Raw genomic sequence first — 21246 nt, 5'->3', positions numbered from 1 at the left:
GGCGTCGGGCAGGATGGGCGGCGTGACGACGTCTGCGGCTGGCGCGCCCGGCACCCTGGTCCTGCTCCGCCACGGCGAGAGCGAGTGGAACAAGGCGAACCTGTTCACCGGCTGGGTCGACGTCGAGCTGTCGGAGAAGGGCCGTGCCGAGGCCGCCCGCGGCGGTCAGCTGCTCGCCGAGCACGGCCTGCTGCCCGACGTCCTGCACACCTCGGTCCTCCGGCGGGCGATCACCACCGCGGAGCTGGCCCTGGCCGCCGCCGACCGGCAGTGGATCCCGGTGCGGCGCTCCTGGCGGCTCAACGAGCGGCACTACGGCGCGCTGCAGGGCAAGGACAAGGCGGCCACCCTCGCCGAGTACGGCGAGGAGCAGTTCATGCTCTGGCGCCGCTCCTACAGCACGCCGCCGCCGCCGATCGAGGCCGGCAGCGAGTACTCGCAGGACGCCGACCCGCGGTACGCGTTCCTCCCGCCGGAGGTGCGACCGGCGACCGAGTGCCTGGCCGACGTCGTCGTCCGGATGCTCCCGTACTGGTACGACGCGATCGTGCCGGACCTGCGCAGCGGTGCCACCGTGCTGGTGGCCGCGCACGGCAACAGCCTGCGCGCGCTGGTGAAGCACCTCGACGGCATGGGCGAGGACGAGGTGGTCGGGCTCAACATCCCCACCGGCGTCCCGCTGCGCTACGAGCTCGACGCCGACCTCAAGCCGCTCAAGCCCGGCGGTGAGTACCTCGACCCGGAGGCCGCCGCGGCCGCCATCGAGGCGGTCAAGAACCAGGGCAAGAAGTAGCGCCTCGCGCCGACGAGTGGGGGCCGGAGGCCTCCGCGAGGAGGGGCGGTCGGGGCTCCGCGCAGCTGGGGACGGCACCTGGCCGCGGTGGAGCCCGGTAGGGCGACCAGAGACGACGAGGGCCTCCCCACCGCGTGGTGGAGAGGCCCTCGTCGTGTGTGTGCTGCTCGGGGAGGCAGCGCGGCTCAGTGGTGCAGCGCAGCCATGTCCCGCTCGCCGGTGACCAGGAAGACGACGCGGCGGGCGACGCTGACGGCGTGGTCGGCGAAGCGCTCGTAGTAGCGGCCGAGCAGCGTGATGTCGATGGCCGACTCCATGCCGTGCGGCCAGCCGGGGCTGAGGACCTCGGTGAACAGCTGGCGGTGCAGCTGGTCCATGAGGTCGTCGTCCTTCTCCAGCTGGAGGGCGCCCCGGACGTCGAGCTGGGCGATCACGGTGCCGACCTGGGTGACCAGGCTGTGTGCCACGTGACCGGCCTCCAGGAAGATCGGCCGCACCTCGACGGGGACGGCGGACTCGGGGAAGCGCATCCGGGCCAGCTTGGCCACGTGCACCGCGAGGTCGCCCATGCGCTCGAGGTCGCCGACGATGCGCATCGCGGTGGTGACCGTGCGCAGGTCGGTGGCGACGGGTTGCTGACGGGCGAGCAGGGTGAAGCAGCGCTCCTCGATGCTCTCGCGGACCGCGTCGATGTGCTCGTCCCCGGCGATCACCAGGTCGGCGAGTGCCACGTCGGCGTCGAGCAGGGCGGTGGTGGCCTTGCTCATCGCCGACCCGACGGAGTTCGACATCTCCACCAGGCAGGCGTTGATGTCCTCGAGCTCTTCGCGGTAGTGCTCGCGCACGGGTCCTCCTCGTACCGGCCGTCCACCGGGTGCCGCCGGCCGGACACTCGCTGCTCGGTGTTCCGCCCTGACGTCCCGAGGGTAGGTGCTGCGGCGACACCCGACGGGTGCCGTCGGTGAACGGGGGGACACCCGGGCGTGAACAGTCGCTCTCCGCTGTTCCGACGCCACTCACACGGGGGATGACGGCCCTCCCGGGCGGCCTAGCATCGGCCCCGTGAGTCCGCTGGTCGCCCTCGTGACCGGTCTCGTCGTCGGGGCCCTCGTGGCCGCCGCCGTGATGGTGCTCGCCCGCCGCGGCGCCGAGCGGGCCGACCGTGCGGGAGACGACGAGGGACGCGACGCCGCCGCCGAGGCTGTGCTCGCCCGCCGGCTGCTCGACCTCATGGATCCCGCGGTGCTCCTGCTCGACAAGGACGACGCCGTCGTCGTGGCCAACCCGACCGCGCGCGGACTCGGGATCGTCCGCGACCGCCGCCTCGTCGTCCCCGCGCTGCAGGACCTGGTCCGCGAGGTCCGCCGCTGGGGCAACCGCCGCTCGGACGTCTCGCTGCCCGGCGAGGTCGTCGGCGGCGGCACCCGGCTGGTCGGCGCGCACGCCATCCGGCTCGAGACCGCCTCCGGCGACACCCCGCCGTCGGCCGTGCCCGGCCCCGTGGCACTGGTCCTCCAGGACGTCACCGAGGCCCGGCGGGTCGAGGCGGTCCGGCGCGACTTCGTCGCCAACGTGGGCCACGAGCTCAAGACGCCGGTCGGCGCGCTCGGCCTGCTCGCCGAGGCCATGCAGGGCGCCGCCGACGACCCCGAGACGGTGCAACGCTTCGCCGCGCGGATGGCGCACGAGGCCGACCGGCTCGCCCGCCTGGTCCGCGAGCTCATCGACCTGTCCCGCCTGCAGGGCGCCGAGCCGCTGCCGGAACTGGCTCCGGTCGACGTCGACACCGTCCTCGCCGAGGCCGTCGACCGCACCGGCCTGGCCGCCGCGGCCAAGGGCATCACGATCGCCGTCGGCGGCGGGCGGGGCATCCTGGTGCGCGGCGTCGAGGCGCAACTGGCGACGGCGGTGACCAACCTGCTGGCCAACGCGGTGGCCTACAGCCCCGAGAACACCAAGATCGCCGTCGGGGCACGGGCGCGCGGCGGGTTCGCCGAGATCGCGGTCACCGACAGCGGGATCGGCATCCCGCGCGCCGACCGCGAGCGGGTCTTCGAGCGCTTCTACCGGGTCGACCAGTCGCGGGCCACCAGCACCGGCGGCACCGGACTGGGCCTGGCGATCGTCAAGCACGTGGCCAGCAACCACGGCGGCTCGGTCAGCGTGTGGAGCGAGGAGGGCCTCGGCTCGACCTTCACGCTGCGCATCCCCCTGGCGGTCGAGGACCGCCCCGAACCTCCCGACACGGCGTCCGACGCCGGCGGGGTCCTCCAGGAAGGACGGTCATGACCCGAGTGCTCGTGGTGGAGGACGAGGAGTCCTTCTCCGACGCGCTGTCCTACATGCTCGGCCGCGAGGGGTTCGAGGCGGTCGTCGCCGCCACCGGCCCCGAGGCGCTCGCCGAGTTCGACCGCGCAGGGGCCGACATCGTCCTGCTCGACCTCATGCTCCCGGGACTGCCGGGCACCGAGGTGTGCCGGGCGCTGCGCTCCCGCAGCAACGTCCCGATCATCATGCTCACGGCCAAGGACTCCGAGGTCGACAAGGTCGTGGGCCTGGAGCTCGGCGCCGACGACTACGTCACCAAGCCCTACTCGGCGCGCGAGCTCGTCGCCCGCATCCGGGCCGTGCTGCGCCGTCGCGGCGACGTCGAGGTCTCGGCCGACGGCGCGCTCGAGGCCGGCCCGGTGCGCATGGACGTCGAGCGGCACGTGGTCGCCGTCGACGGCGAGCCGGTGGCGCTGCCGCTCAAGGAGTTCGACCTGCTCGAGCTGCTGCTGCGCAACGCCGGCCGGGTGCTCACCCGCGGGCAGCTGATCGACCGGGTGTGGGGCTCGGACTACGTGGGCGACACCAAGACGCTCGACGTCCACGTCAAGCGGCTGCGCGCCAAGATCGAGCCCGACCCGGCCAACCCCAAGCACCTCGTGACCGTGCGCGGACTCGGCTACAAGTTCGAGCAGTGACACGCTCGGCCCACCGGCTTCCACCGCGGCCAGGTGCCGGGTCGGCCGTCGCTGAGCCGCTTCCCGTCAGCCCGGGTGGACCCTGCGGGCCCGCCGCCCGGGCTGACCGCCTCCGGCGTCCGTACCCGTGGGGACCGGCGCCCGGACCCGGTGCCTCGGCTGTCGGGAGGGCCAGCCGGGGTCACTGACCCCGGCCGGTCTCCTCCTGCAGCTCGTCGATCTTGCGCGAGGCGTCGGCCTTGCTGATGTCCTCCGGGACGTCCTCGCCGGCCTGGCGGGCCAGCGTGTGCAGGTAGCTCTTCTGCGCCCCGGTGGCGGGCTCGTCGCCGGTCACCCAGTCCGACGGGTCCTTCTCCGCGGTGGGATCGCCGGCCTGGCCGGTGTTCACGTTCGATTCGCTCATGTGTTCGATGCTAGGCCGAGGCGAGCTCCGCCGCAGGTCGAGCGGCCTGCTCGGCCCGGGTGGCCTCCCAGCGCCGGCCGGTGCGGTAGACGTGCACGCTCCCGCAGGAGGGGCACTCCACGGCCAGCGCCACGTGGGTCGGGTGGTTGGCGACCGACCGGATCCGCCGGTCGGCGACCAGCTCGTCGGTCCGGGTCACGGGGCAGGTGATCAGCAACATGGGACGAGCGTGGCCCGAGTCCGCGCGGGCGACGAGTGGCAGGCATGACACGGACCGCGTCGTTCCTGCCATACTCCCGCCATGACTCTCGCCGCGGTCGAGGACCGTCCCCTCGTGGTCAGCCTCCTCGTGGGCGACGGCGTCCTCGGCGCCTTCGGCATGGGCGTCGCCGCGGAGGTCTTCGGCTACGACCACAGCCGCCTGGGCCTGCCGCGCTTCGACTTCGCGCTGGTCACCGACCGGCCGGGGGTCGTGCGCACCGACACCGGGCTGTCGCTGCTCGTCGAGCACGACCTCGACCGGCTGACCGTCTCCGACGTCGTGCTGGTGACCGCGTGGGAGGACCTCTCCAGCCCCGTCCCGCCGTCGGTGCTCGAGGCGCTGCGCGCCGTGCACGCCCGCGGCGGCCAGCTGGTCAGCCACTGCACCGGATCCTTCGTCCTCGCCGAGACCGGCCTGCTCGACGGGCGGCGCGCCACCACCCACTGGCGCTTCGCCGGCGAGATGGCCGCCCGCTACCCGGCCGTCGACGTCGACCCGCGGGTCCTCTACGTCGACGAGGGCCGGATCATCACCGGTGCCGGGACGGCCAGCGGGATCGACGCCCTGCTGCACCTCGTCCGCCGCGAGTGGGGCGCGACGGCCGCCAACGGCCTGGCCCGGGAGATGGTCGTGCCCCCGCACCGCGACGGCGGGCAGGCGCAGTACATCGACACCCCGGTCGCCCGCTGCGAGGACGACCTGCTCGGTCTGGTGCTGGACTGGGCCCGCGCGCACCTGGCCGAGGACATCAGCGTCGAGGCGCTCGCCCGCCGCGCGCTGATGAGCCCGCGCAGCTTCGCCCGCCGGTTCAAGGCGACCACCGGGACGACGCCGCACGCCTGGCTGCTCGACCAGCGGCTGACCGCGGCCGAGTCGCTGCTCGAGGCGAGCGACGCCCCGGTCGAGGAGATCGCCCGGCTGGTCGGTTTCGGCACCGCCGCCGGGTTCCGCGACCAGTTCAGCCGCCGTCGCGGCGTCTCCCCGCGCGCCTACCGGCAGACCTTCCGCACGACCAGCGGCCAGGTCGAGGCGGTCCCGGCCGGCGCGGAGTCCGCCGCTTAGCGGGGGATCGGGCGGGCGACGCCGACGAGGGAGTCGAGGCGGCCGGCGTTGCTCGGTGCGAGCGGGCTGCGCACCACCTGCGTCAGGGCGAACCCGGCGCGGGCCAGCACCATCGCGTGCGTGCGCGGGGTGAAGTGCCAGATGTGCTCGGCCGGCTTGAGCGTCCACCAGCGGGTGCCGAGCAGCCGCGCGGGCAGCGACGAGACGTAGGGCGTGGAGAACAGCACGACGCCGTCGTCGGCGACCAGGGAGCGCGCCGTCCGCCAGAAGTCCAGCGGGTCGGGCACGTGCTCGACGGTGTCCCACGCGCAGAGGACGTCGAACCCGGGCTCCAGCGGCGCGTCGGCGAGCTGGCCGCAGAAGACGTCGAGGCCGAGGACGTCGGTGGCGTGCTTCGCGCCGGTGCGGGACAGCTCCACCCCGCTGGTCGTCCAGCCGGCCCGGCGCGCGGCGTCGAGGAACAGGCCGTAGCCGGCACCGACCTCGAGCAACCGGCCCCCGGCGGCGCGGCCGCGGACCCGGTCGAGCAGCGCCAGCCGCCCGGCGGTCCAGGTGCGCTGCAGGAGCATCGCGGGGTCGAACCGGCGGTCCGCGGACGAGGACGCGTCGTCCTCCACCCCGGACCCGTACACGCCGCCCTCGAAGTAGCCGACGTCGTCGTAGAGCCGCTGCAGCGCCTCGGGGCGCAGCCGCGGGCTGACGAACACCAGGCCGCAGGACGGGCAGCGGACGACGCCGAAGGGCGCGAGGTCGTGCACGAGCCGGCCGGGGATGCCGCACAGGCAGCAGTCGACCGCCTCGGTGTCCTCGGGGGTCCACGTGACCGGAGGCGGGGGCACCGGGGCACTCACGGCGGTCAGCCTACGGAGCCGCCCGGGATCCCCCCGGTACCGGTCCGCGCCGCGCCGACCGGCGGGTCGGCCGCGCCCGAGGCGCCGTCGGCGGCGGTCTCACCGAGCTCGGGGTAGCGCTGGGCGAGCAGGGCGGTGATCTTGCGCCGGACGGCGGCCGAGACCAGTCCGGGGCCGTCGGGGCTGCCGTCGGTGCCGAGCAGCTCGCCCGGGACGACGACGTAGCGGTCGGGCGCGGCGTCGGCCCGGTCGAGGAAGGCCGCGCGCACGGCGTCGGCGTCGGCGTCGACGGGACCGGCGGTGACGGGGGAGTCGACGACCACGGTGAGGTCGGGCAGCAGGCCGCGGGTGGCCCACAGCGACGTGCGGTAGATGCGGTCGGCGTCGAGGCCCTGCCCGGCGCCGTGGAAGGCGATCGAGGTGTCCACGTAGTGGTTGCTCACCACGACCTCGCGCCGCTGCAGCGCCGGACGGATCACCGTGGCCACGTGCTCGGCGCGGTCGGCCGCCGCCAGCAGCGCCGCGGTGTAGGCCGCCACCGGGTGGCCCTCGCCGTCGGTCACGCCGGCCACCGGGTCCGGTGCGGGTGGGTAGAGCAGCGTGCGGACCTGCCGGCCGAGCGCGGTGTCGCTGGGCTCGTGCGTGGCCACCACCGGACAGCCGCACTCGCGCAGCACCTGCGCGAGGTCGGCGGTGTAGCGGCGGGTGAGGTCGCGGTCGGCGCCCTCGACGACGAGGAAGAGCCCGGTGGCGCTGGCCGAGGCCGAGAGGATGTCCGAGCTGCCCCACAGCAGGCGGAACACGTCGCGGGCCCGGGTGCCCGGCCGGCCGCGCGGGACCACCTGGCGGACGGCGTAGGCGCTGACCAGCAGGGCGAGCGCACCGCCGATCATCAGGGTCAGCCCGGGCCCGGTGAGGGTGAGCATGAGCTCGCCGACGCGCAGGTCGTGGGTGCCGAGCACGCCGGCCAGCCCCGGGCCGACCGCGACCGCCAGCAGCAGCACGATGCGCACCGAGGAGACGACGAAGGCGAACACCCGCCCGCGCAGCCGGTCCTCGACTTCGTAGCCGATGAGCGTGTAGCCGATGATCCAGGAGATCCCGGCGAACAGGCCGACGAGGAACGCCGCACCCGTGGCGAGGACGAAGTCCTGCAGCAGCGACATCGCCAGCAGCGCGATGCCGGCCAGCCCGATCGAGCGGGCGAACAGGGTGCGCCGCGGGATGGTGGGCAGGATCTTCGGCCCGACCAGCATGCCGAGGGCCAGCCCGGTGAACACGATGCCGAACACGACGCCGTAGCCGGCCGCGCCGGCGTCGAGCGTCGCGATGTAGAGCTGGGCGACGCCGATGATCAGCCCGCCCGCGCCGAACGCGCCGATGACGCCGACGTAGAGGGCGCGCATGAGCGGCTGCCCGCGCAGGAACGAGACGCCCTCGGCGATGAGGGAGAAGACGTTCGTCGACGCCTGGCGGTCGGTGGGTGTGGGCGGGATGAGGCGCCGGGAGAGCAGCACGGTGGTGGCCGAGACCGCGAACGTCGCGGAGTTGAACAGCAGGGCGACGACGATCGCCGTCCGCGTGTCCCCGTACTGGCCGCTGCCGGGGAACACCCGGGCGACCGTGGACAGCAGGGCGAACAGCAGCGCGGCCACCGGGACCGCGCCGTAGACGCTGAACAGCGAGACCTGGTTGGCCACGGCCAGCCGCTCGCGCGGGACGATCGCCACCCAGATCGCCTGCTTGGCCGGGTTGGTGAACAGGCCCACGGCCTCGACGAGGAACTGGGCGACGTAGAGCCAGGTCAGCTCGTAGCTGAGCCCGATCGACAGGTACAGCCCGCAGGCCAGCAGGTCGCCGACGACGACGGTGGTGCGCCGGTCGAGCCGGTCGGCCAGGGCGCCGGCGACGGGGCCGAGGAGGAGGTCGGGCAGCAGCCGGGTGAGGATGACGCCGGAGATCGCCGCGCCCTGGACCCCGAGCGACTGGTCGCGGGTGAGCTGCTGGGCCAGCGCGGTGGTCGCCAGCAGGCCGAGCCAGTCGCCGAGGCTGGAGACGGCGATCGCGGCCCACATGCGGCGGAACACCGGGATCCGGACCAGCGCGAGCAGGGCGTTGTCCGACGCCCTGCCGCTGGCCGACGACCCGCCCGGGCGCGCGCCGGGGCCCGCCGCCTGTCCGTCGCTCACAGTTCCCGCCGTCCGGTCGTCGCGGTCGTCCCGAGAAGGGTAGTGGCGCGCGGGGACGTCCCGGCCCCCGCCGCACCCGGACGGGGGAGTTCCGGTCAGCCGCCCGGCCGCCGGAGCTGCAGCGTCAGCGGCACCGGCGCCGGGCTGGCGGGGTGCGGGGCGACCAGGCCGAGGTCGAGGCGGGCCTCGGTCAGCCGGCGGAGCTCGGCGTAGGCGGCCGGGCCCAGCAGCGCGGTGAGCTCGGCCGCGTAGGTGGCCACCAGCGGCTCCGGGGACACGTGCGCCGCGGGGGAGCCGGTGCACCACCAGTGCAGGTCGGCGCCGCCCGGCCCCCAGCCGCGCCGGTCGAACTCGCCGATCGTGCTGACCAGCACCGTCGTCCCGTCGGGCCGCTCGACGTGCTCCTGCTCGCGGCGCACCGGCAGCTGCCAGCAGACGTCGGGCTTGGTGGTCAGCGGGTGCAGCTCCTCGCGCAGCGCCATGCGGTGCAGGGCGCAGCCGGTGCCGCCGGGGAAGCCGGGGCGGTTGAGGAAGACGCAGGCGCCGTCGACCAGACGGGTGCGCAGCGAGCGGACCCCGCCCTCCTCGTCAGCGGAGTCCTCCTCGGTCCAGGCGCCGCGGCCGACCGGCGCGAGCTGCCAGTCCTCGTCGGCGAGGTCGGCGACGGCGGCGGTGACCCGCGCGAGGTCGTCCTCGTCGGTGAAGAAGGCGCCGTGGCTGCAGCAGCCGTCGTCGGCCCGGCCCTCGACCACGCCGGCGCACCCGCGCCCGAAGACGCAGGTCCAGGCCGAGGCCAGCCAGGTCAGGTCGGCCCGGACGACGTGCCGCGGGTCGGCTGGATCCGGGAACTCGATCCACTCGCGGGCGAAGTCCGGGTCGACCTCCGGGGGTACGTCCTGCACCGGCCCAGCCTAGGGAGACCTCGACCTGCAGACTGACCGCATGCGGCTCGGGGTGCTGGACGTCGGCTCGAACACCGTCCACCTGCTGGTGGTCGACGCCCACCGCGGAGGCCACCCGACCCCGACCTACGACGACCGGGCCGTCCTGCGGCTGGCCGAGCACGTCGGCAGGGACGACGTCCTGTCCAGGGCCGGTGAGAAGGCCCTGGTCAACGCCGTGCGCAAGGCGTGCAGGCGGGCCGAGGAGCAGGGCTGCGACGAGGTCCTGGCGCTGGTCACCTCGGCCATCCGCGAGGCGGTCAACGGCCTGGAGGTGCTCGACCGCGTCCGCGCGCAGACCGGCGTCCAGCTGCAGGTGACCAGCGGCGAGGAGGAGGCCCGGCTGACCTTCCTCGCCGTCCGCCGGTGGTACGGGTGGAGCGCCGGGCGGCTGCTCGTCCTCGACATCGGCGGCGGCTCGCTGGAGCTGGCCAGCGGCGTCGACGAGGACCCCGACGTCGCGCTGTCGGTGCCGCTCGGCGCCGGGCGGATGACCCGCCGCTTCCTGCCCAGCGTCTCCGAGGGCGGCAAGCCCGATCTCGCCAAGCTCGAGGCGCTGCACGAGCACGCCGCCGACGTCCTCCGCCCCGCGGCGAAGAAGCTGCGCGCGGCCGGGCCGCCGGACCTCGTCGCGGCGACGAGCAAGACCTTCCGCACGCTCGCGCGGCTGACCGGCGCGGCGCCCTACTCGGCCGGTCTGCGGGTCGAGCGCAACCTGACCCTCGACGGACTGGGCCAGCTGATCGGCTTCGTGTCCCGCATCGAGTCGCGCGGACTGGCCGAGCTGCGCGGCGTGTCGCCCGACCGCGCTCACCAGGTGCCGGCCGGCGCGGTCGTGGCGCGGGCCGCCATGCAGGCGCTGGAACTACCCTCCGTCAAGATCTGTCCGTGGGCGCTGCGCGAGGGCGTCATCCTGCGGCGACTGGACTCCTTGGGAGGCGCGTGATGGCACAGCCCCGCAGGGACCCCGATCCCGGGCGCGGACCGGAGACCGGCGGGCGGCCGCTGGCCGACATCCTGCGCGAGGCCGGCATCGAGGCCCCGCGCAGCGTGCGCCGGCGCCGCGGTGACACCGGCGACATCCCGATCAAGCAGCGCAAGCGCGAGCCCGAGACCGACGTCGAGCAGCCCAACCCCGGGCGCCGGGCGAGCGACACCGGCCGGGTGTCGGAGACCGGCCGGTCCTCCCGGGACACGGGGCGGGTCGCCGACACCGGACGTCAGGCCCGCGACCGCGGGGCCGACAAGGCCCGGAGCCGCGCGGTCGAGGAGGCCCGGGACACCGGCCGCGTCGCGGGGGCGCCGGCCGGGGCGACCCGCGGCCCGGACGGGCCGTCGACGGCGGCCATCCCGGGGATCCGGCCCTCCCGCAAGCCCGGCGTCCCGGGTGCCGCGCCGGACGCCGCGCCCGCCACCGGCCCGATCCCGGTGACCCGCCCCGGGGAGACCGAGGTGCTCGACGAGCCGCTCGGTGCCCGCGAGGGGGCGCTGGCGTGGCTGCGCTTCGCCGGGGAGCTCGTCCTGGCGCTGGCCGCCGGGGTGGGCATCTACTTCCTCGCCACCGTCGTCTGGGAGCAGCTGCCGCAGGTCGCGGTGGTCCTCGCCCCGCTGGCGGTCACCGGCCTGGTCGCCGGCGTCGGCGCCTGGCGGCAGCGCACCGGCCGCGAGCCCACGGGCCTGCGGCTGGTCGCCGTCCTCGTGTTCGCCGGGACGCTGCTCACCATCGCCCCGGCCGCCGGGCTGCTCGCCGGCACCTGAGGCGCCGCCGGGCAGCCCGGCCGCGGCTCACTCGTCCTCGTCGTCGTCCTCGGTGCCGGCCTGCGCGAACTGGTCGACGATCGCCGAGCTGAAGGCGTCGAGGTCGTCGGGGTTGCGGCTGGTGACCAGGTTGCCGTCGACGACGACCTCCTCGTCCACCCACTTCGCGCCCGCGTTGCGCAGGTCGGTCTGCAGCGAGGGCCACGACGTCATGCGCCGGCCGCGGACGACGTCGGCCTCGGCGAGCACCCAGGGCGCGTGGCAGATCGCCGCCACCGGCTTGTCCGCCTCGAAGAAGGCCTTCACGAAGGCCACCGCGTCGGCGTCGGCCCGCACGAAGTCCCCGTTGATGACGCCGCCGGGCAGGACCAGCGCCGCGTAGTCCTCGGGGTCGGCCGAGGCGACGGTGGTGTCCACCTTCTTCTGGTCGCCCTTGTCGATGTGCTGGTACATCGTGATCGTGCCGCCCTCCAGCGACACCAGCTCGGGCTCGGCACCCGCCTCCTCCAGCGCCTGCCACGGCCGCTCCAGCTCGACCTGCTCGACGCCGTCGGTCGCGAGCACGGCCACCTTCATCCCGTCCAGTTCTCCTGCCATGCGGGCGCGGCTACCCGTGCCCGGGAGGCGGCACACCCACGCGCACTACCGTCCGGCGTGGGTCCGGTGTGGGGGTCCGACGTCCACCGAGAGCTGGGAGAACGGCATGGCACAGCGGCAGGGACTGGCGGTCCTCGGCGGCGGCAAGATGGGGGAGGCGCTGCTCGCGGGGCTGGTCCGGCGGTCGGGGCCCGACGGCGTCGTCGTCTGCGAGCGGCACCCGGAGCGGGGCCGGGAGCTCGCGGCGCGCTACGGCGTCGACGTCGTGGGCATCGAGGAGGCCGCCGCCCGGTCCCGGGTGCTGCTCCTGGCGGTCAAGCCGCAGGACCTGCCCTCGCTGCTGGTCCTGCTCGCCCCCGCGGTGGACGACGGGCACCTGGTGGTCAGCATCGCGGCCGGCATCTCCACCGCGGCCATCGAGGCGGCGCTCCCGGCCGGCGTGCCGGTGGTGCGGGTCATGCCCAACACCCCCGCGCTCGTCGACGAGGGGATGAGCGTGCTGTCGGCCGGCGCCTCCGCCGGCGAGGCCGACCTGGACGAGGCCGAGGCGCTCCTGTCCACCGTCGGCCGGGTGGCGCGGGTGCCGGAGTACCAGCAGGACGCGGTGACGGCGCTGTCGGGCAGCGGGCCGGCCTACTTCTTCTACCTGGTCGAGGCGATGGTCGACGCCGGCGTGCTGCTCGGCCTGCCGCGGGCGCTGACGACGGAGCTGGTGGTGCAGACCGCGCTGGGGTCAGCGGTGATGCTGCGCGAGTCGGGGGAGCACCCGGCCCAGCTGCGCGACGCGGTGAGCAGCCCGGGCGGCACGACCATCGCCGGCATCCGGGAGCTGGAGCGGCACTCGGTGCGCTCGGCGCTCATCGCGGCGATCGAGGCGGCCGCCGCGCGCTCGGTGGAGCTGGGCCGGGCCGACGGGGGTCGGTGACGATAACCCGCCCGCGGATGCCGTGGGGGGACGCAGCGTCACCGTGTCGACACATCGACGGGGAGACGCGCCGATACGGCTGTGAAGCGAGTTGCATAGGTGTAGTTCTGCCAGGGACGGACCGTTCCCCGTGTCCGTTTCTTCCATCGCTTCTGTCACGCGGGTCCCCCTACTCTCTGTATCAGCACGTGCGTGTCCCGTAGCCGGTGGGGAAGCCGGCGCCCGACTCGTGCTAGGTCCGGAGAGCTGATCATGTCCATGCCCCAGCGCACCAACGCCGCCTACGTCCGCCCGGCCGTCCCCGGCCCGCGGCCCATGGCCCGCCCGATCCCGGCCGCCGCCATGGCCCGCCCGGTCGGCCCGGCCCACCCGGCCTCGATGCCCGTCGGCCGCCCGGTCGTCCCGCAGCCCCGCGCCGCCGTCACCTTCCTGACCGTCGCCGAGGTCGCCAGCATGATGCGCGTCTCGAAGATGACCGTGTACCGCCTCGTGCACGCCGGCGAGCTGTCCGCCGTCCGCGTCGGCCGCTCGTTCCGCGTCCCGGAGCGCGCCGTCCAGGACTACCTGCGCGACGCCTACACCGACATCGCCTGAGCACGCCCCCGCCCCTGGGGCGGGACGCACCACCGCACTGCTCGATCGCACCGTCGATCGGCGCCCCCACCCGGCTCTTCCGGGTGGGATCCGTCCGGCCCGGTTCCCGCGGCAGCGTCGCCGCGGGGGCGCCGGGTAGGCTCGGACGCCGAGCGACACCCCGGCCCCGGCCGGAGCCGTCGCACACGAGCTGATCCACACTCGCGTGGCGTCCGGTTCCGCCCTCGTGGCCCCCGGCACGACACGCGGCCACGACGTCGGGAGCAGGACACATGGGTTCGGTCATCAAGAAGCGCCGCAAGCGGATGGCGAAGAAGAAGCACCGCAAGCTGCTCAAGAAGACCCGCGTGCAGCGTCGCAACAAGAAGTGAGCTGACGCTCGTGCCGCCTGCCGTCGTCCTCGTCACCGGTGTCAGCCGGTGGCTGGGAGGTGCGCTGGCGGCCGAGCTCGCTCGCGACCCGGCCATCGACCGGGTCATCGGGGTTGACACCGTCCCCCCGTCGGCGGAGCTGCTCCGCCGCCTCGGCCGCACCGAGTTCGTGCGCGCCGACATCCGCAACCCGATGATCGGCAAGGTCATCAGCACCGCGGCCGTCGACACCGTCGTGCACATGAACATCAGCTCCACGCCCGCCGGGTCCGGCGGGCGGGGGCCGATGAAGGAGCTCAACGTCATCGGCACGATGCAGCTCCTCGCCGCCTGCCAGCGCGCGCCCTCGGTGCGCCGGCTGGTGCTCAAGTCGACCAGCGCCGTCTACGGCGCCTCGTCGCGCGACCCCGCCGTCTTCACCGAGGCGATGCAGGCCCGGCGGGTGCCCTCGGGCGGGTTCGCGAAGGACAGCCTCGACATCGAGGGCTACGTGCGGTCCTTCTCGCGCCGCCGTCCCGACGTCGGGGTCGCCGTCCTGCGGTTCACCAACTTCATCGGCCCGCGCATCGACTCCGTGCTCACCGGGTTCCTCCGCATGCCGGTCGTCCCGACCGCGCTGGGCTACGACGCCCGCGTCCAGCTGCTGCACGAGGACGACGCCCTCGGCGTGCTCGCCCGGGCCACCACCGGCGACTTCGCCGGCACGGTCAACGTGGGGGGAGAGGGCACGTTGCTCCTGTCGCAGGTCATCCGCCGGCTGGGCCGCCTGCAGCTGCCGGTGCCCTCGCCGGCGCTGGGCTCCCTGGGCCGGTTCACCCGGCGCTTCGGCTTCGTGGACTACTCGCCCGAGCAGATGCGCTTCCTGAACTTCGGCCGCGTCGTCGACACCACGGTGCTGCGCACCGAGTTCGGCTACACGCCCCGCTACACCACCGCTGAGGCCCTGTCCGACTACGCGCACACGGCACCGCCGGTGGTCCCGCCGGAACTGGTCGGCGACGTGACGACGCGGGCCCAGCAGCTGGTCGCGCGCGCCGGGTCGGTCGCCTCCTCGGTGGGGACGACGGTCCACGGGCGGCTGCGCCCGGCACCGGCGTCGCCGGGTCTGCGGGCGGTGCGCGATGCCTGAGGCCCGCGTCATCCCGCTGCGCCCCGACGACGACGGGCAGCAGCACGTCCCGCAGACGCCGGACGCCAGCTGGGACGAGCAGGTCGCCGGCGGGCTGGACTTCCTCCGCCGCCGGCTGACCGGCGAGTACGAGACCGACGAGTTCGGCTTCGACACCGACCTCACCGACCACGTGCTGCTGCCGGTGCTGCGGCCGCTGTTCTCCCGCTGGTTCCGGGTCGAGACCCACGGCGTGGAGAACGTGCCCACCGAGGGCGGGGCGCTGGTCGTGGCCAACCACTCGGGCACGGTGCCGGTCGACGCGCTGATGACCACCGTCGCGCTGCACGACGACCACCCCGCGCAGCGCCGGTTCCGGCTGCTCGGTGCCGACCTGGTGTTCGACCTCCCGGTCGTGGGCTCCCTCGCGCGCAAGTTCGGCGCCACGCTGGCCTGCAGCGAGGACGCCGAGCGGCTGCTGTGCGCCGACGAGCTGGTCGGCGTCTTCCCGGAGGGTTTCAAGGGTGTCGGCAAGCCCTTCCGCGAGCGGTACACCCTGCAGCGGTTCGGCCGGGGTGGTTTCGTCACGGCGGCTCTGCGCACCGGCAAGCCGATCGTCCCGTGCGCCATCGTCGGGGCCGAGGAGATCTACCCGATGATCGGCAACGCCAAGACGCTCGCGCGGCTGCTCGGCCTGCCGTACTTCCCGGTGACGCCGACGTTCCCCGCCCTCGGCCCGCTCGGTCTGGTCCCGCTGCCGTCGAAGTGGCTCATCGCCTTCGGCGAGCCGATCGAGACGGCGCACTACGGTCCCGCGGCCGCCGAGGACCCGATGCTGGTGTTCAACCTGACCGACCAGGTCCGCGAGACCATCCAGCAGTCGATCTACCGCCTCCTCCTGCAGCGCACCTCCGTCTTCAGCTGACACTGTCGGCCTCCGGCCTCCCACCGCGGCCAGGTGACTGCCGGCGGAGGTGACTCGTGCACGTACCGCGAGCCGGGGAGCGGCTGCGCCGCGCTCGGTGCACATCCCGTGGGTCGGGATGGCCGGTGTCTGACGCCGGGCTGACGCCGCAGAGCCGGCGGTGCGTGCACGCAGCGCGCTTCGAGCGGCGCTTGCGTCGCGCTCCGTGCACACCGGGCGGGCTGGGACCGCCCCGAGAGTGCGCGCGTCGGGGTCCGGGGCGGCGTCCAGGCCCCGATGAGTGCACAGTCCGTCGCCAGGACGGCGACTAGAGGAGTCGCCTCCGGCGGAAGGCGAGCGCGCCGCCGACGGCGCCGCCGGTGAGGGCGGCCGCCGCGACGGTCGGGACGCCGATCCGGGCGGCCTTCCGGCCGGTGCGGAAGTCGCGGATGGTCCAGTCGCGGGAGCGGGCGACGGCGCGCAGCTCGGTGTCGGGGTTCACCGCCACCGCCGTCCCGGTGAGCGTGAGCATCGGCAGGTCGTTGGCCGAGTCGCTGTAGGCGGTGCAGCGCGAGAGGTCCAGGCCCTCGCGCTCGGCCAGTGCGCGCACCGCCTCGGCCTTCGCCTCGCCGTGCATGAGCTCGCCGACCAGCCGGCCGGTGTAGCGCCCGTCGACCACCTCGGACACGGTGCCCAGCGCGCCGGTGAGCCCGAGCCGGTGGGCGATGATCCGCGCCAGCTCGACCGGTGTCGCGGTCACCAGCCACACCCGCTGCCCGGCGTCGAGGTGCTGCTGGGCGAGGTTGCGGGTGCCCGACCAGATCCGGTCGGCCATGAGTTCGTCGTAGATCTCCTCGCCGGCGTCGACGATCTCCGAGACCTCGCGGCCGGCGACGAAGGCCAGGGCCGTCTCGCGGATGGTGAGCATGTCGCCGGCGCTCTCGTTGCCGGCGACGCGGAACTTCGCCTGCTGCCACGCGAAGCGCGCGATGTCCCGGGAGGTCAGGTACTTGCGGGAGGCCAGGCCGCGGGCGAACCAGAACAGCGAGGCGCCCATCATCATCGTGTTGTCGACGTCGAAGAACGCGGCGGCGGTGCGGTCGGCGACCACGGCCGGGACCGGCTCGACCTCCGCGGCGGCCGCGGACGCCACACCCGCGACGTGCGCGCGGATCTCGTCCTCGGTGGGTGCCCCGGCGTCCTGCTTGCGGCGGCCGCGGAACGGCAGACCCGGCACCGGCTCCCTCCCTGGGGTGGTCCCGCCGCCTCCCGGGCGGCACCCGCGACACTACCGAGCGGCCGCCCTGGTGCCGGAGCCGGACCTCAGCAGAGCAGGGGCAGCAGGCGGCACACGCCCAGCGGGTCGGGGAGCGGACCGGAGGACGGGGCGGAGGTCGGCGTGGGCACGCTGCCGGTGGGCAGCGACGGCACCGGCAGTGGCAGGCCATCACCGGGCGCGGAGGGGGTCGGCGTGGGCACGCTGCCCCCGCCGGAGGGCGCGCTGCCGCCGCCCGGGGCCGTGCCGCCGGCGCCGGGGGACCCCGTGGAGCCGCCGCCGGACGGGGACGGTGCCGCGGGTGCGCCGGAGGGGACGGGGGGCGACGGCGCGGGCGACGACGACGGGGCGGCCGGCTCCTCCGTCGCGGGGGCGCTGGCGGTCGGAGCGGGCGGCGCGGCCGGGGCGGAGGGGTCCGGCGTCGCGGAGGCGGCGCACGGTGCCGGCACGGGCCCGAGGTCGTCGGTGCCGGCGACCGCGGGGCCGGCGGGGCAGTCCAGGGCCGCCTGCAGGTCCGCCGCGCGGGTGCCCACCGCGCCGACCAGCCCCAGGGAGCGGGTGGCCGCGTCCCCGGCGTCGGCGGGCAGGGCGCCCTGCAGGCCGGCGAGGCCGTCGCCCTGGTCCTGTGCCCAGCCGCTGAGGACCGACAGCGGGCCGGTGTCGCCGCCGGCCACGGCCTGCGAGAGCACCAGGGCGGCGCCCTCGGAGGTCTGGGCGTCCATGGTGGCGAGGGTGTCGAGCACGAGGTCCACCGGCGGGGTCCCGGGGGAGTCCTCGACCAGCCGGTCGAGCTCCTGCAGCCGGGTGGTGGCGAACTCCAGGAGGGTCAGCCCGCGCTCGTCGCCGGCCAGCGCCAGCTGGGTCTGCTCGGTGCCCCGCTTGAGGCCGTAGAGGGCGTCGCCCGGCTCGGCGTCGGTGGACAGCGCGACCAGGGTGCCCAGCGCCGTGACCGCCATGGCCGCACCGGCGACGCCGGCGGCGAGCCGGGCCCGCCAGGCCGGACGGCGGCGCGCCGGCCGGGCCGCCGCCAGCCGTGCCAGGCCGCGGGGTGGCTCCGGCTCGGGCGAGCGGACGGCGGCCATCGCGACCAGCCGGGCGCGGGTGGCGGCGCGGAAGTCCGGCGACGGCGCGTCGTCGAGGTCGGTGGCCAGCGCGCGCAGCCGGTCCTCGACGGCGGCCTCGCGCGCGTGCACGGACGCGCGGCGGGACGCTCCCGCGGCGTCGTGCTGCGCGCTCACCTGGGGCCTCCGGTCGGTCGGTCGGGACGCGGTCGACCGGAGCAACGACGCGGGGGCCCCAGCGTTACGCCCGACCGGTGGGTGACAAGGAGACCTCCCCCGGACGGGGCCACACCCCTCACCGGAGCCCCTCGGGGAGCAGGGCGGCCAGCCGCCGCACCGCCCGGTGCTGCAGCGCCTTGACCGCGCCGTCCTTCTTGCCCATGACCGCCGCGGTCTCCGACACCGACAGCCCCTGCAGGAAGCGCAGCGAGATGCACTCCTGCTGCTCGCCGCCCAGCTGGCGGATGCAGGCGAGGAGCTGCTCGTTGGTCAGCCGGGCGACGACGGCGTCCTCGGGGCCGTCGGTGGCCTGGTCGGCGTCGCGCATGTCCGCGGTGGTGACCTCGAGCCGGAACCGGCTGCTCTTCACGTGGTCGCGGATGATGTTGCGCGCGATGGTCACCAGCCAGGCGCCGACGTCGCGGCCCTGGAACGACAGCGAGTCGATGCGCCGCAGCGCGCGGACGAAGGTCTCGCTGGTGAAGTCCTCGGCCTGCGCGCGGTCGCCCACCCGGTGCAGCACGTACCGGTGGACCAGCGTCACGTAGTGGTCGTAGAGCCGGCCGAACGCCTCGGCGTCGCCGTCCTGCGCCTGCCGGACCAGCCCCCAGACGTCGACCCGGTCGTCGGGCAGGTCCTCCTCGAGCGCCGCCAGCTCCTCGGCGAGGGCGCCGTCGTCCTCCTCCGCCTCGGGGGCGGGGTCCGCCGCGACGACGGCCTCCGGCTCCTCGCCGGCCGGTGCCGGGACCTCCGGCGCGACCTCCACGCTGCTGCGCGGGTACGGGGTCGGGCGGGGGCGCGGAGCGGGCCGCCGGCCGGCCGGGACGGCGGACGACCGCTCGTCCACCGGGCGCGACTGCGGCATGCGGGACGTCGACCTCCTCGTCGGCCCGCCGAGCCGCGACGGCTCGCCCGACGGGGGTCCTCCCAGCTCGGCGGTGTCCCGCGGTGCTGCGGGTCCTCTCCCATGGTGACAACATCACTGCGAACCGTCCACGTCGGCCGGCCGAGTGGTACCTCGCGGTACCTCCCCGGGGGGACCGGCCGCCGCCCGCAGGAGGTGCCCGTGACCCCGACCGGGCTGGCCGCCCTCGTGCGTGCCGCCGCCGCGGAGCGTCCCGACGCCCCCGCGGTCGTCGACGACGGCACCCGGCTGTCCTGGCGCGAGCTCGACGCGCTCGTCGACCGCGCCGCCGCCGGCTACGCCGCACGCGGGCTGGCGGCGGGGGACCGGGTGGCGGTGCAGCTGCCCAACGGCGTCGACTGGCTGCGGGCGGTGCTGGGCGCCCTGCGCGCCGGGCTCGTCGTCGTCCCGGTGAACACCGGCTACACCGACCCCGAGCTCGAGCACCTGCTCACCGACTCCGGCGCCGCCCTGCTGGTCGCCGCCGCCGACCGCCCCGCGCCTGCCGGCGTCCCCGTGCTGGCCGGTCCGCCCGACGACGACGGCCCGGCGCCGGAGGACCCCGACGACCCGGCCGCCCTGTCGTTCCTGTCCTACACCAGCGGCACCACCGGCCGGCCCCGCGGCGCGATGCTCACCGCGGGCGCGCTGCGCGCCAACCAGGAGCAGTGCCTGGCGATGCAGCCGCCGCCGGTCCGCCCCGACGACCGCGTGCTGCTGGTCCTGCCGCTGTTCCACGTCTACGGCCTCAACGCCGGCTTCGGCCTGGTCGCGGCCACCGGCGCCTGCGCGGTGCTGCAGCCGGCCTTCGACCCGCGGGCGTCGTTGGAGGTGATGGAGCGCGAGCAGGTCACCGCCGTCCCGGGGGCGCCGCCGATGTACCAGGCGTGGCTGGCCGTCGCCGACGCCGCCGGCAGTGACGCCGGGTTGCGGCGGGCCTTCGCCGCGGTGCGGATCGCCTCCTCGGGTGCCGCGCCGTTGCCGGAGGAGACCTGGACGGCGATGCGCGACCGCGCCGCCGTCCGGGTGTGGGAGGGCTACGGCCTCACCGAGGCCAGCCCGGTGGTGGCCAGCACCCTGGTGACCGGCCGGTCCAAGCCCGCCTGCATCGGCGGCCCGGTGCCCGGCGTCGAGGTGGCCCTGCGCGGAGCGGCCGGCGACGTCGAGGAGGAGGGGCCGGGGGAGCTGTTCGTGCGCGGGGCCAACCTGTTCGCCGGCTTCTGGCCCGACGGCGCCGACGGCCCGGACGACGACGGCTGGCTGGCCACCGGCGACCTCGCCTACCGCGACGGCGACGGCGACCTGCACCTGGTCGACCGGCGCAGCGACCTCGTGCTGGTCAGCGGCTTCAACGTCTACCCGGCCGAGGTGGAGCGCGTCCTCGACGCGCACCCCGCCGTCGCGGAGAGCGCGGTCATCGGGCTCCCCGACGCCCGGACCGGCGCGGCCGTCCGCGCCGTGGTCGTGCCGGCGCCCGGCGCGGAGGTGACGGCCGAGGAGCTGCGGGACCACGCCGCGTCCGCCCTGGCGCGCTACAAGGTGCCGACGTCGATCACCTTCCGGCCGGAGCTGCCGCACTCGCTGACCGGCAAGGTGAGCCGGGCGCGGCTGCGCGAGCTCGGGCTGCCGCTCGGGGAGGAGGACGCCCCGTGACCGCGCCGACCGCACGGCTGGAGCTGCTCACCCGGGCCGGCTGCCACCTGTGCGTCACCGCCGCCGAGACGCTGGAGCGGATCGCCGCCGAGGCGGGCGTCGGCACGCGGGAGGTCGACGTCGACGCCGACCCGGAGCTGCAGGCCGAGTACGGCGACCGCGTGCCGGTGGTGCTGCTCGACGGCCGCGAGCACTCCTACTTCACCGTCGACGTCCCCCGCCTCCGCCGCGACCTCGGCCTCCCCCAGCGGTAGGGGGCGCGGACACCCTCTCGGGTATGGTCTCGGACACAGCGTCGCGCATCCACGCAGGCCCGGGGCCTGCGGCTGCGCCTGCGACTTTGTTCCTGCGTTCACAAGCGGTTACCGTGGCTGTCGCCGGGTGGTCCACCGCCCGGATCCCCGATGTC

General features: G+C 75.4%; 23 protein-coding genes. 13 read left to right on the top strand and 10 right to left on the bottom strand.

Translation table 11 applies throughout. From position 1 onward, the window contains the following. The first annotated feature begins 22 nt into the window (after positions 1-22). Positions 23-793 carry a phosphoglyceromutase gene (locus FN207_RS01585; RefSeq protein WP_246065671.1) on the top strand — a complete coding sequence of 257 codons (771 nt, stop codon included), beginning with the start codon at positions 23-25 and terminating at the stop codon, positions 791-793. A gap of 185 nt (positions 794-978) precedes the next feature. Here the strand turns inward: FN207_RS01585 and phoU are convergent, their stop codons facing one another. After that, positions 979-1638, bottom strand: coding sequence for a phosphate signaling complex protein PhoU (gene phoU / locus FN207_RS01580; protein WP_142456608.1), 660 nt, complete (start codon positions 1636-1638; stop codon positions 979-981). A 217-nt stretch (positions 1639-1855) separates the two neighbouring features. On the opposite strand from phoU, the gene FN207_RS01575 reads away from it, so the two are divergent. Together FN207_RS01575 and FN207_RS01570 are read left to right on the top strand one after the other, a co-directional pair. Beyond that, positions 1856-3082, top strand: coding sequence for a sensor histidine kinase (locus FN207_RS01575; RefSeq protein WP_142456607.1), 1227 nt, complete (start codon positions 1856-1858; stop codon positions 3080-3082). Continuing rightward, on the top strand, positions 3079-3759 hold the full coding sequence (locus FN207_RS01570; RefSeq protein WP_142456606.1) for a response regulator transcription factor: 681 nt from the start codon (positions 3079-3081) through the stop codon (positions 3757-3759). Before FN207_RS01575 ends, FN207_RS01570 begins: the two co-directional genes overlap by 4 nt. A gap of 181 nt (positions 3760-3940) precedes the next feature. Here FN207_RS01570 and FN207_RS01565 read toward each other — a convergent pair whose 3' ends face one another. Both FN207_RS01565 and FN207_RS01560 read right to left on the bottom strand, forming a co-directional pair. After that, positions 3941-4162: a DUF3072 domain-containing protein gene (locus FN207_RS01565; protein ID WP_110905806.1), complete on the bottom strand. Its 222-nt coding sequence runs from the start codon at positions 4160-4162 to the stop codon at positions 3941-3943. A 10-nt stretch (positions 4163-4172) separates the two neighbouring features. Continuing rightward, the gene (locus tag FN207_RS01560; protein ID WP_110905805.1) at positions 4173-4382 is read right to left on the bottom strand and encodes a hypothetical protein; all 210 of its coding nucleotides are present in this window, start codon (positions 4380-4382) and stop codon (positions 4173-4175) included. Positions 4383-4463: 81 nt separating this feature from the next. On the opposite strand from FN207_RS01560, the gene FN207_RS01555 reads away from it, so the two are divergent. Then, on the top strand, positions 4464-5486 hold the full coding sequence (locus FN207_RS01555) for a helix-turn-helix domain-containing protein (RefSeq protein WP_142456605.1): 1023 nt from the start codon (positions 4464-4466) through the stop codon (positions 5484-5486). Here FN207_RS01555 and FN207_RS01550 read toward each other — a convergent pair. The 3 genes from FN207_RS01550 to FN207_RS01540 all read right to left on the bottom strand — a co-directional run bounded on the left by FN207_RS01550 (position 5483) and on the right by FN207_RS01540 (position 9428). Further along, entirely contained in the window at positions 5483-6337 is an 855-nt protein-coding gene (locus FN207_RS01550; protein ID WP_246065670.1) for a class I SAM-dependent methyltransferase, read from the bottom strand. The genes FN207_RS01555 and FN207_RS01550 overlap by 4 nt on opposite strands. A 5-nt stretch (positions 6338-6342) precedes the next feature. Next, positions 6343-8526, bottom strand: a complete 2184-nt coding sequence (locus tag FN207_RS01545) for a bifunctional MFS transporter/dTMP kinase (protein WP_142456604.1) — start codon at positions 8524-8526, stop codon at positions 6343-6345. 95 nt (positions 8527-8621) lie between these two features. Further along, positions 8622-9428, bottom strand: a complete 807-nt coding sequence (locus tag FN207_RS01540; RefSeq protein WP_142456603.1) for a DUF3109 family protein — start codon at positions 9426-9428, stop codon at positions 8622-8624. Positions 9429-9468: 40 nt separating this feature from the next. Here FN207_RS01540 and FN207_RS01535 point away from each other — a divergent pair, with 40 nt between their 5' ends. Both FN207_RS01535 and FN207_RS01530 read left to right on the top strand, forming a co-directional pair. Continuing rightward, positions 9469-10413: a Ppx/GppA phosphatase family protein gene (locus FN207_RS01535; protein WP_142456602.1), complete on the top strand. Its 945-nt coding sequence runs from the start codon at positions 9469-9471 to the stop codon at positions 10411-10413. Then, positions 10413-11225, top strand: coding sequence for a hypothetical protein (locus FN207_RS01530; protein WP_142456601.1), 813 nt, complete (start codon positions 10413-10415; stop codon positions 11223-11225). The genes FN207_RS01535 and FN207_RS01530 overlap by 1 nt, the downstream gene beginning before the upstream one ends. 27 nt (positions 11226-11252) lie before the next feature. Here FN207_RS01530 and FN207_RS01525 read toward each other — a convergent pair whose 3' ends face one another. Continuing rightward, complete coding sequence (locus FN207_RS01525; protein WP_142456600.1) at positions 11253-11822, bottom strand: type 1 glutamine amidotransferase domain-containing protein; 570 nt, start codon at positions 11820-11822, stop codon at positions 11253-11255. Positions 11823-11928: 106 nt separating this feature from the next. Between FN207_RS01525 and proC the strand changes: the two genes are divergently transcribed. The 5 genes from proC (at position 11929) to FN207_RS01500 (ending at position 15745) form a co-directional block, all read left to right on the top strand. Next, a complete protein-coding gene (proC, locus tag FN207_RS01520) occupies positions 11929-12747 on the top strand; it encodes a pyrroline-5-carboxylate reductase (protein ID WP_142456599.1) in 819 nt (272 codons plus the stop codon). A gap of 252 nt (positions 12748-12999) precedes the next feature. Continuing rightward, positions 13000-13341 (top strand): helix-turn-helix domain-containing protein, encoded by a 342-nt coding sequence (locus FN207_RS26080; RefSeq protein WP_246065669.1) that lies wholly within the window; start codon positions 13000-13002, stop codon positions 13339-13341. Positions 13342-13613: 272 nt separating this feature from the next. After that, positions 13614-13712: a 30S ribosomal protein bS22 gene (locus FN207_RS01510; RefSeq protein ID WP_012854759.1), complete on the top strand. Its 99-nt coding sequence runs from the start codon at positions 13614-13616 to the stop codon at positions 13710-13712. Positions 13713-13722: 10 nt separating this feature from the next. Continuing rightward, a complete protein-coding gene (locus FN207_RS01505) occupies positions 13723-14841 on the top strand; it encodes an NAD-dependent epimerase/dehydratase family protein (protein ID WP_142456598.1) in 1119 nt (372 codons plus the stop codon). Continuing rightward, entirely contained in the window at positions 14834-15745 is a 912-nt protein-coding gene (locus FN207_RS01500; RefSeq protein WP_142456597.1) for a lysophospholipid acyltransferase family protein, read from the top strand. Before FN207_RS01505 ends, FN207_RS01500 begins: the two co-directional genes overlap by 8 nt. Positions 15746-16052: 307 nt before the next feature. On the opposite strand, the gene FN207_RS01495 is transcribed toward FN207_RS01500, so the two are convergent. The 3 genes from FN207_RS01495 to FN207_RS01485 all read right to left on the bottom strand — a co-directional run bounded on the left by FN207_RS01495 (position 16053) and on the right by FN207_RS01485 (position 19145). After that, positions 16053-16961 carry an HAD family hydrolase gene (locus tag FN207_RS01495; RefSeq protein ID WP_142456596.1) on the bottom strand — a complete coding sequence of 303 codons (909 nt, stop codon included), beginning with the start codon at positions 16959-16961 and terminating at the stop codon, positions 16053-16055. A gap of 86 nt (positions 16962-17047) precedes the next feature. Further along, positions 17048-18238, bottom strand: a complete 1191-nt coding sequence (locus FN207_RS01490) for a DUF5667 domain-containing protein (RefSeq protein WP_142456595.1) — start codon at positions 18236-18238, stop codon at positions 17048-17050. A gap of 118 nt (positions 18239-18356) precedes the next feature. After that, positions 18357-19145, bottom strand: a complete 789-nt coding sequence (locus FN207_RS01485; RefSeq protein WP_142456594.1) for a sigma-70 family RNA polymerase sigma factor — start codon at positions 19143-19145, stop codon at positions 18357-18359. Positions 19146-19346: 201 nt separating this feature from the next. On the opposite strand from FN207_RS01485, the gene FN207_RS01480 reads away from it, so the two are divergent. Next, on the top strand, positions 19347-20837 hold the full coding sequence (locus FN207_RS01480; RefSeq protein ID WP_246065668.1) for an AMP-binding protein: 1491 nt from the start codon (positions 19347-19349) through the stop codon (positions 20835-20837). Then, positions 20834-21091, top strand: a complete 258-nt coding sequence (locus FN207_RS01475; protein ID WP_142456592.1) for a glutaredoxin family protein — start codon at positions 20834-20836, stop codon at positions 21089-21091. Before FN207_RS01480 ends, FN207_RS01475 begins: the two co-directional genes overlap by 4 nt. Positions 21092-21246 lie beyond the last annotated feature (155 nt).

Origin of the sequence: Geodermatophilus aquaeductus (assembly GCF_900182545.1) — a bacterium.
Taxonomy (GTDB): Bacteria; Actinomycetota; Actinomycetes; order Mycobacteriales; family Geodermatophilaceae; genus Geodermatophilus; species Geodermatophilus aquaeductus.
Note: the sequence above shows the minus strand (reverse complement) of the source record. Positions and strands in the feature narration are given on the sequence as shown.

Excerpts from the sequence above, each read along its gene's own strand:
- FN207_RS01500 (WP_142456597.1), top strand. The coding sequence starts at position 14,834 with ATGCCTGAGGCCCGCGTCATCCCGCTGCGCCCCGACGACGACGGGCAG.
- FN207_RS01510 (WP_012854759.1), top strand. The coding sequence starts at position 13,614 with ATGGGTTCGGTCATCAAGAAGCGCCGCAAGCGGATGGCGAAGAAGAAG.
- FN207_RS01565 (WP_110905806.1), bottom strand. The coding sequence starts at position 4,162 with ATGAGCGAATCGAACGTGAACACCGGCCAGGCCGGCGATCCCACCGCG.
- proC (WP_142456599.1), top strand. The coding sequence starts at position 11,929 with ATGGCACAGCGGCAGGGACTGGCGGTCCTCGGCGGCGGCAAGATGGGG.
- FN207_RS01560 (WP_110905805.1), bottom strand. The coding sequence starts at position 4,382 with ATGTTGCTGATCACCTGCCCCGTGACCCGGACCGACGAGCTGGTCGCC.
- FN207_RS01530 (WP_142456601.1), top strand. The coding sequence starts at position 10,413 with ATGGCACAGCCCCGCAGGGACCCCGATCCCGGGCGCGGACCGGAGACC.
- FN207_RS26080 (WP_246065669.1), top strand. The coding sequence starts at position 13,000 with ATGTCCATGCCCCAGCGCACCAACGCCGCCTACGTCCGCCCGGCCGTC.
- FN207_RS01555 (WP_142456605.1), top strand. The coding sequence starts at position 4,464 with ATGACTCTCGCCGCGGTCGAGGACCGTCCCCTCGTGGTCAGCCTCCTC.
- FN207_RS01570 (WP_142456606.1), top strand. The coding sequence starts at position 3,079 with ATGACCCGAGTGCTCGTGGTGGAGGACGAGGAGTCCTTCTCCGACGCG.
- FN207_RS01535 (WP_142456602.1), top strand. The coding sequence starts at position 9,469 with ATGCGGCTCGGGGTGCTGGACGTCGGCTCGAACACCGTCCACCTGCTG.
- FN207_RS01525 (WP_142456600.1), bottom strand. The coding sequence starts at position 11,822 with ATGGCAGGAGAACTGGACGGGATGAAGGTGGCCGTGCTCGCGACCGAC.
- FN207_RS01485 (WP_142456594.1), bottom strand. The coding sequence starts at position 19,145 with ATGCCGCAGTCGCGCCCGGTGGACGAGCGGTCGTCCGCCGTCCCGGCC.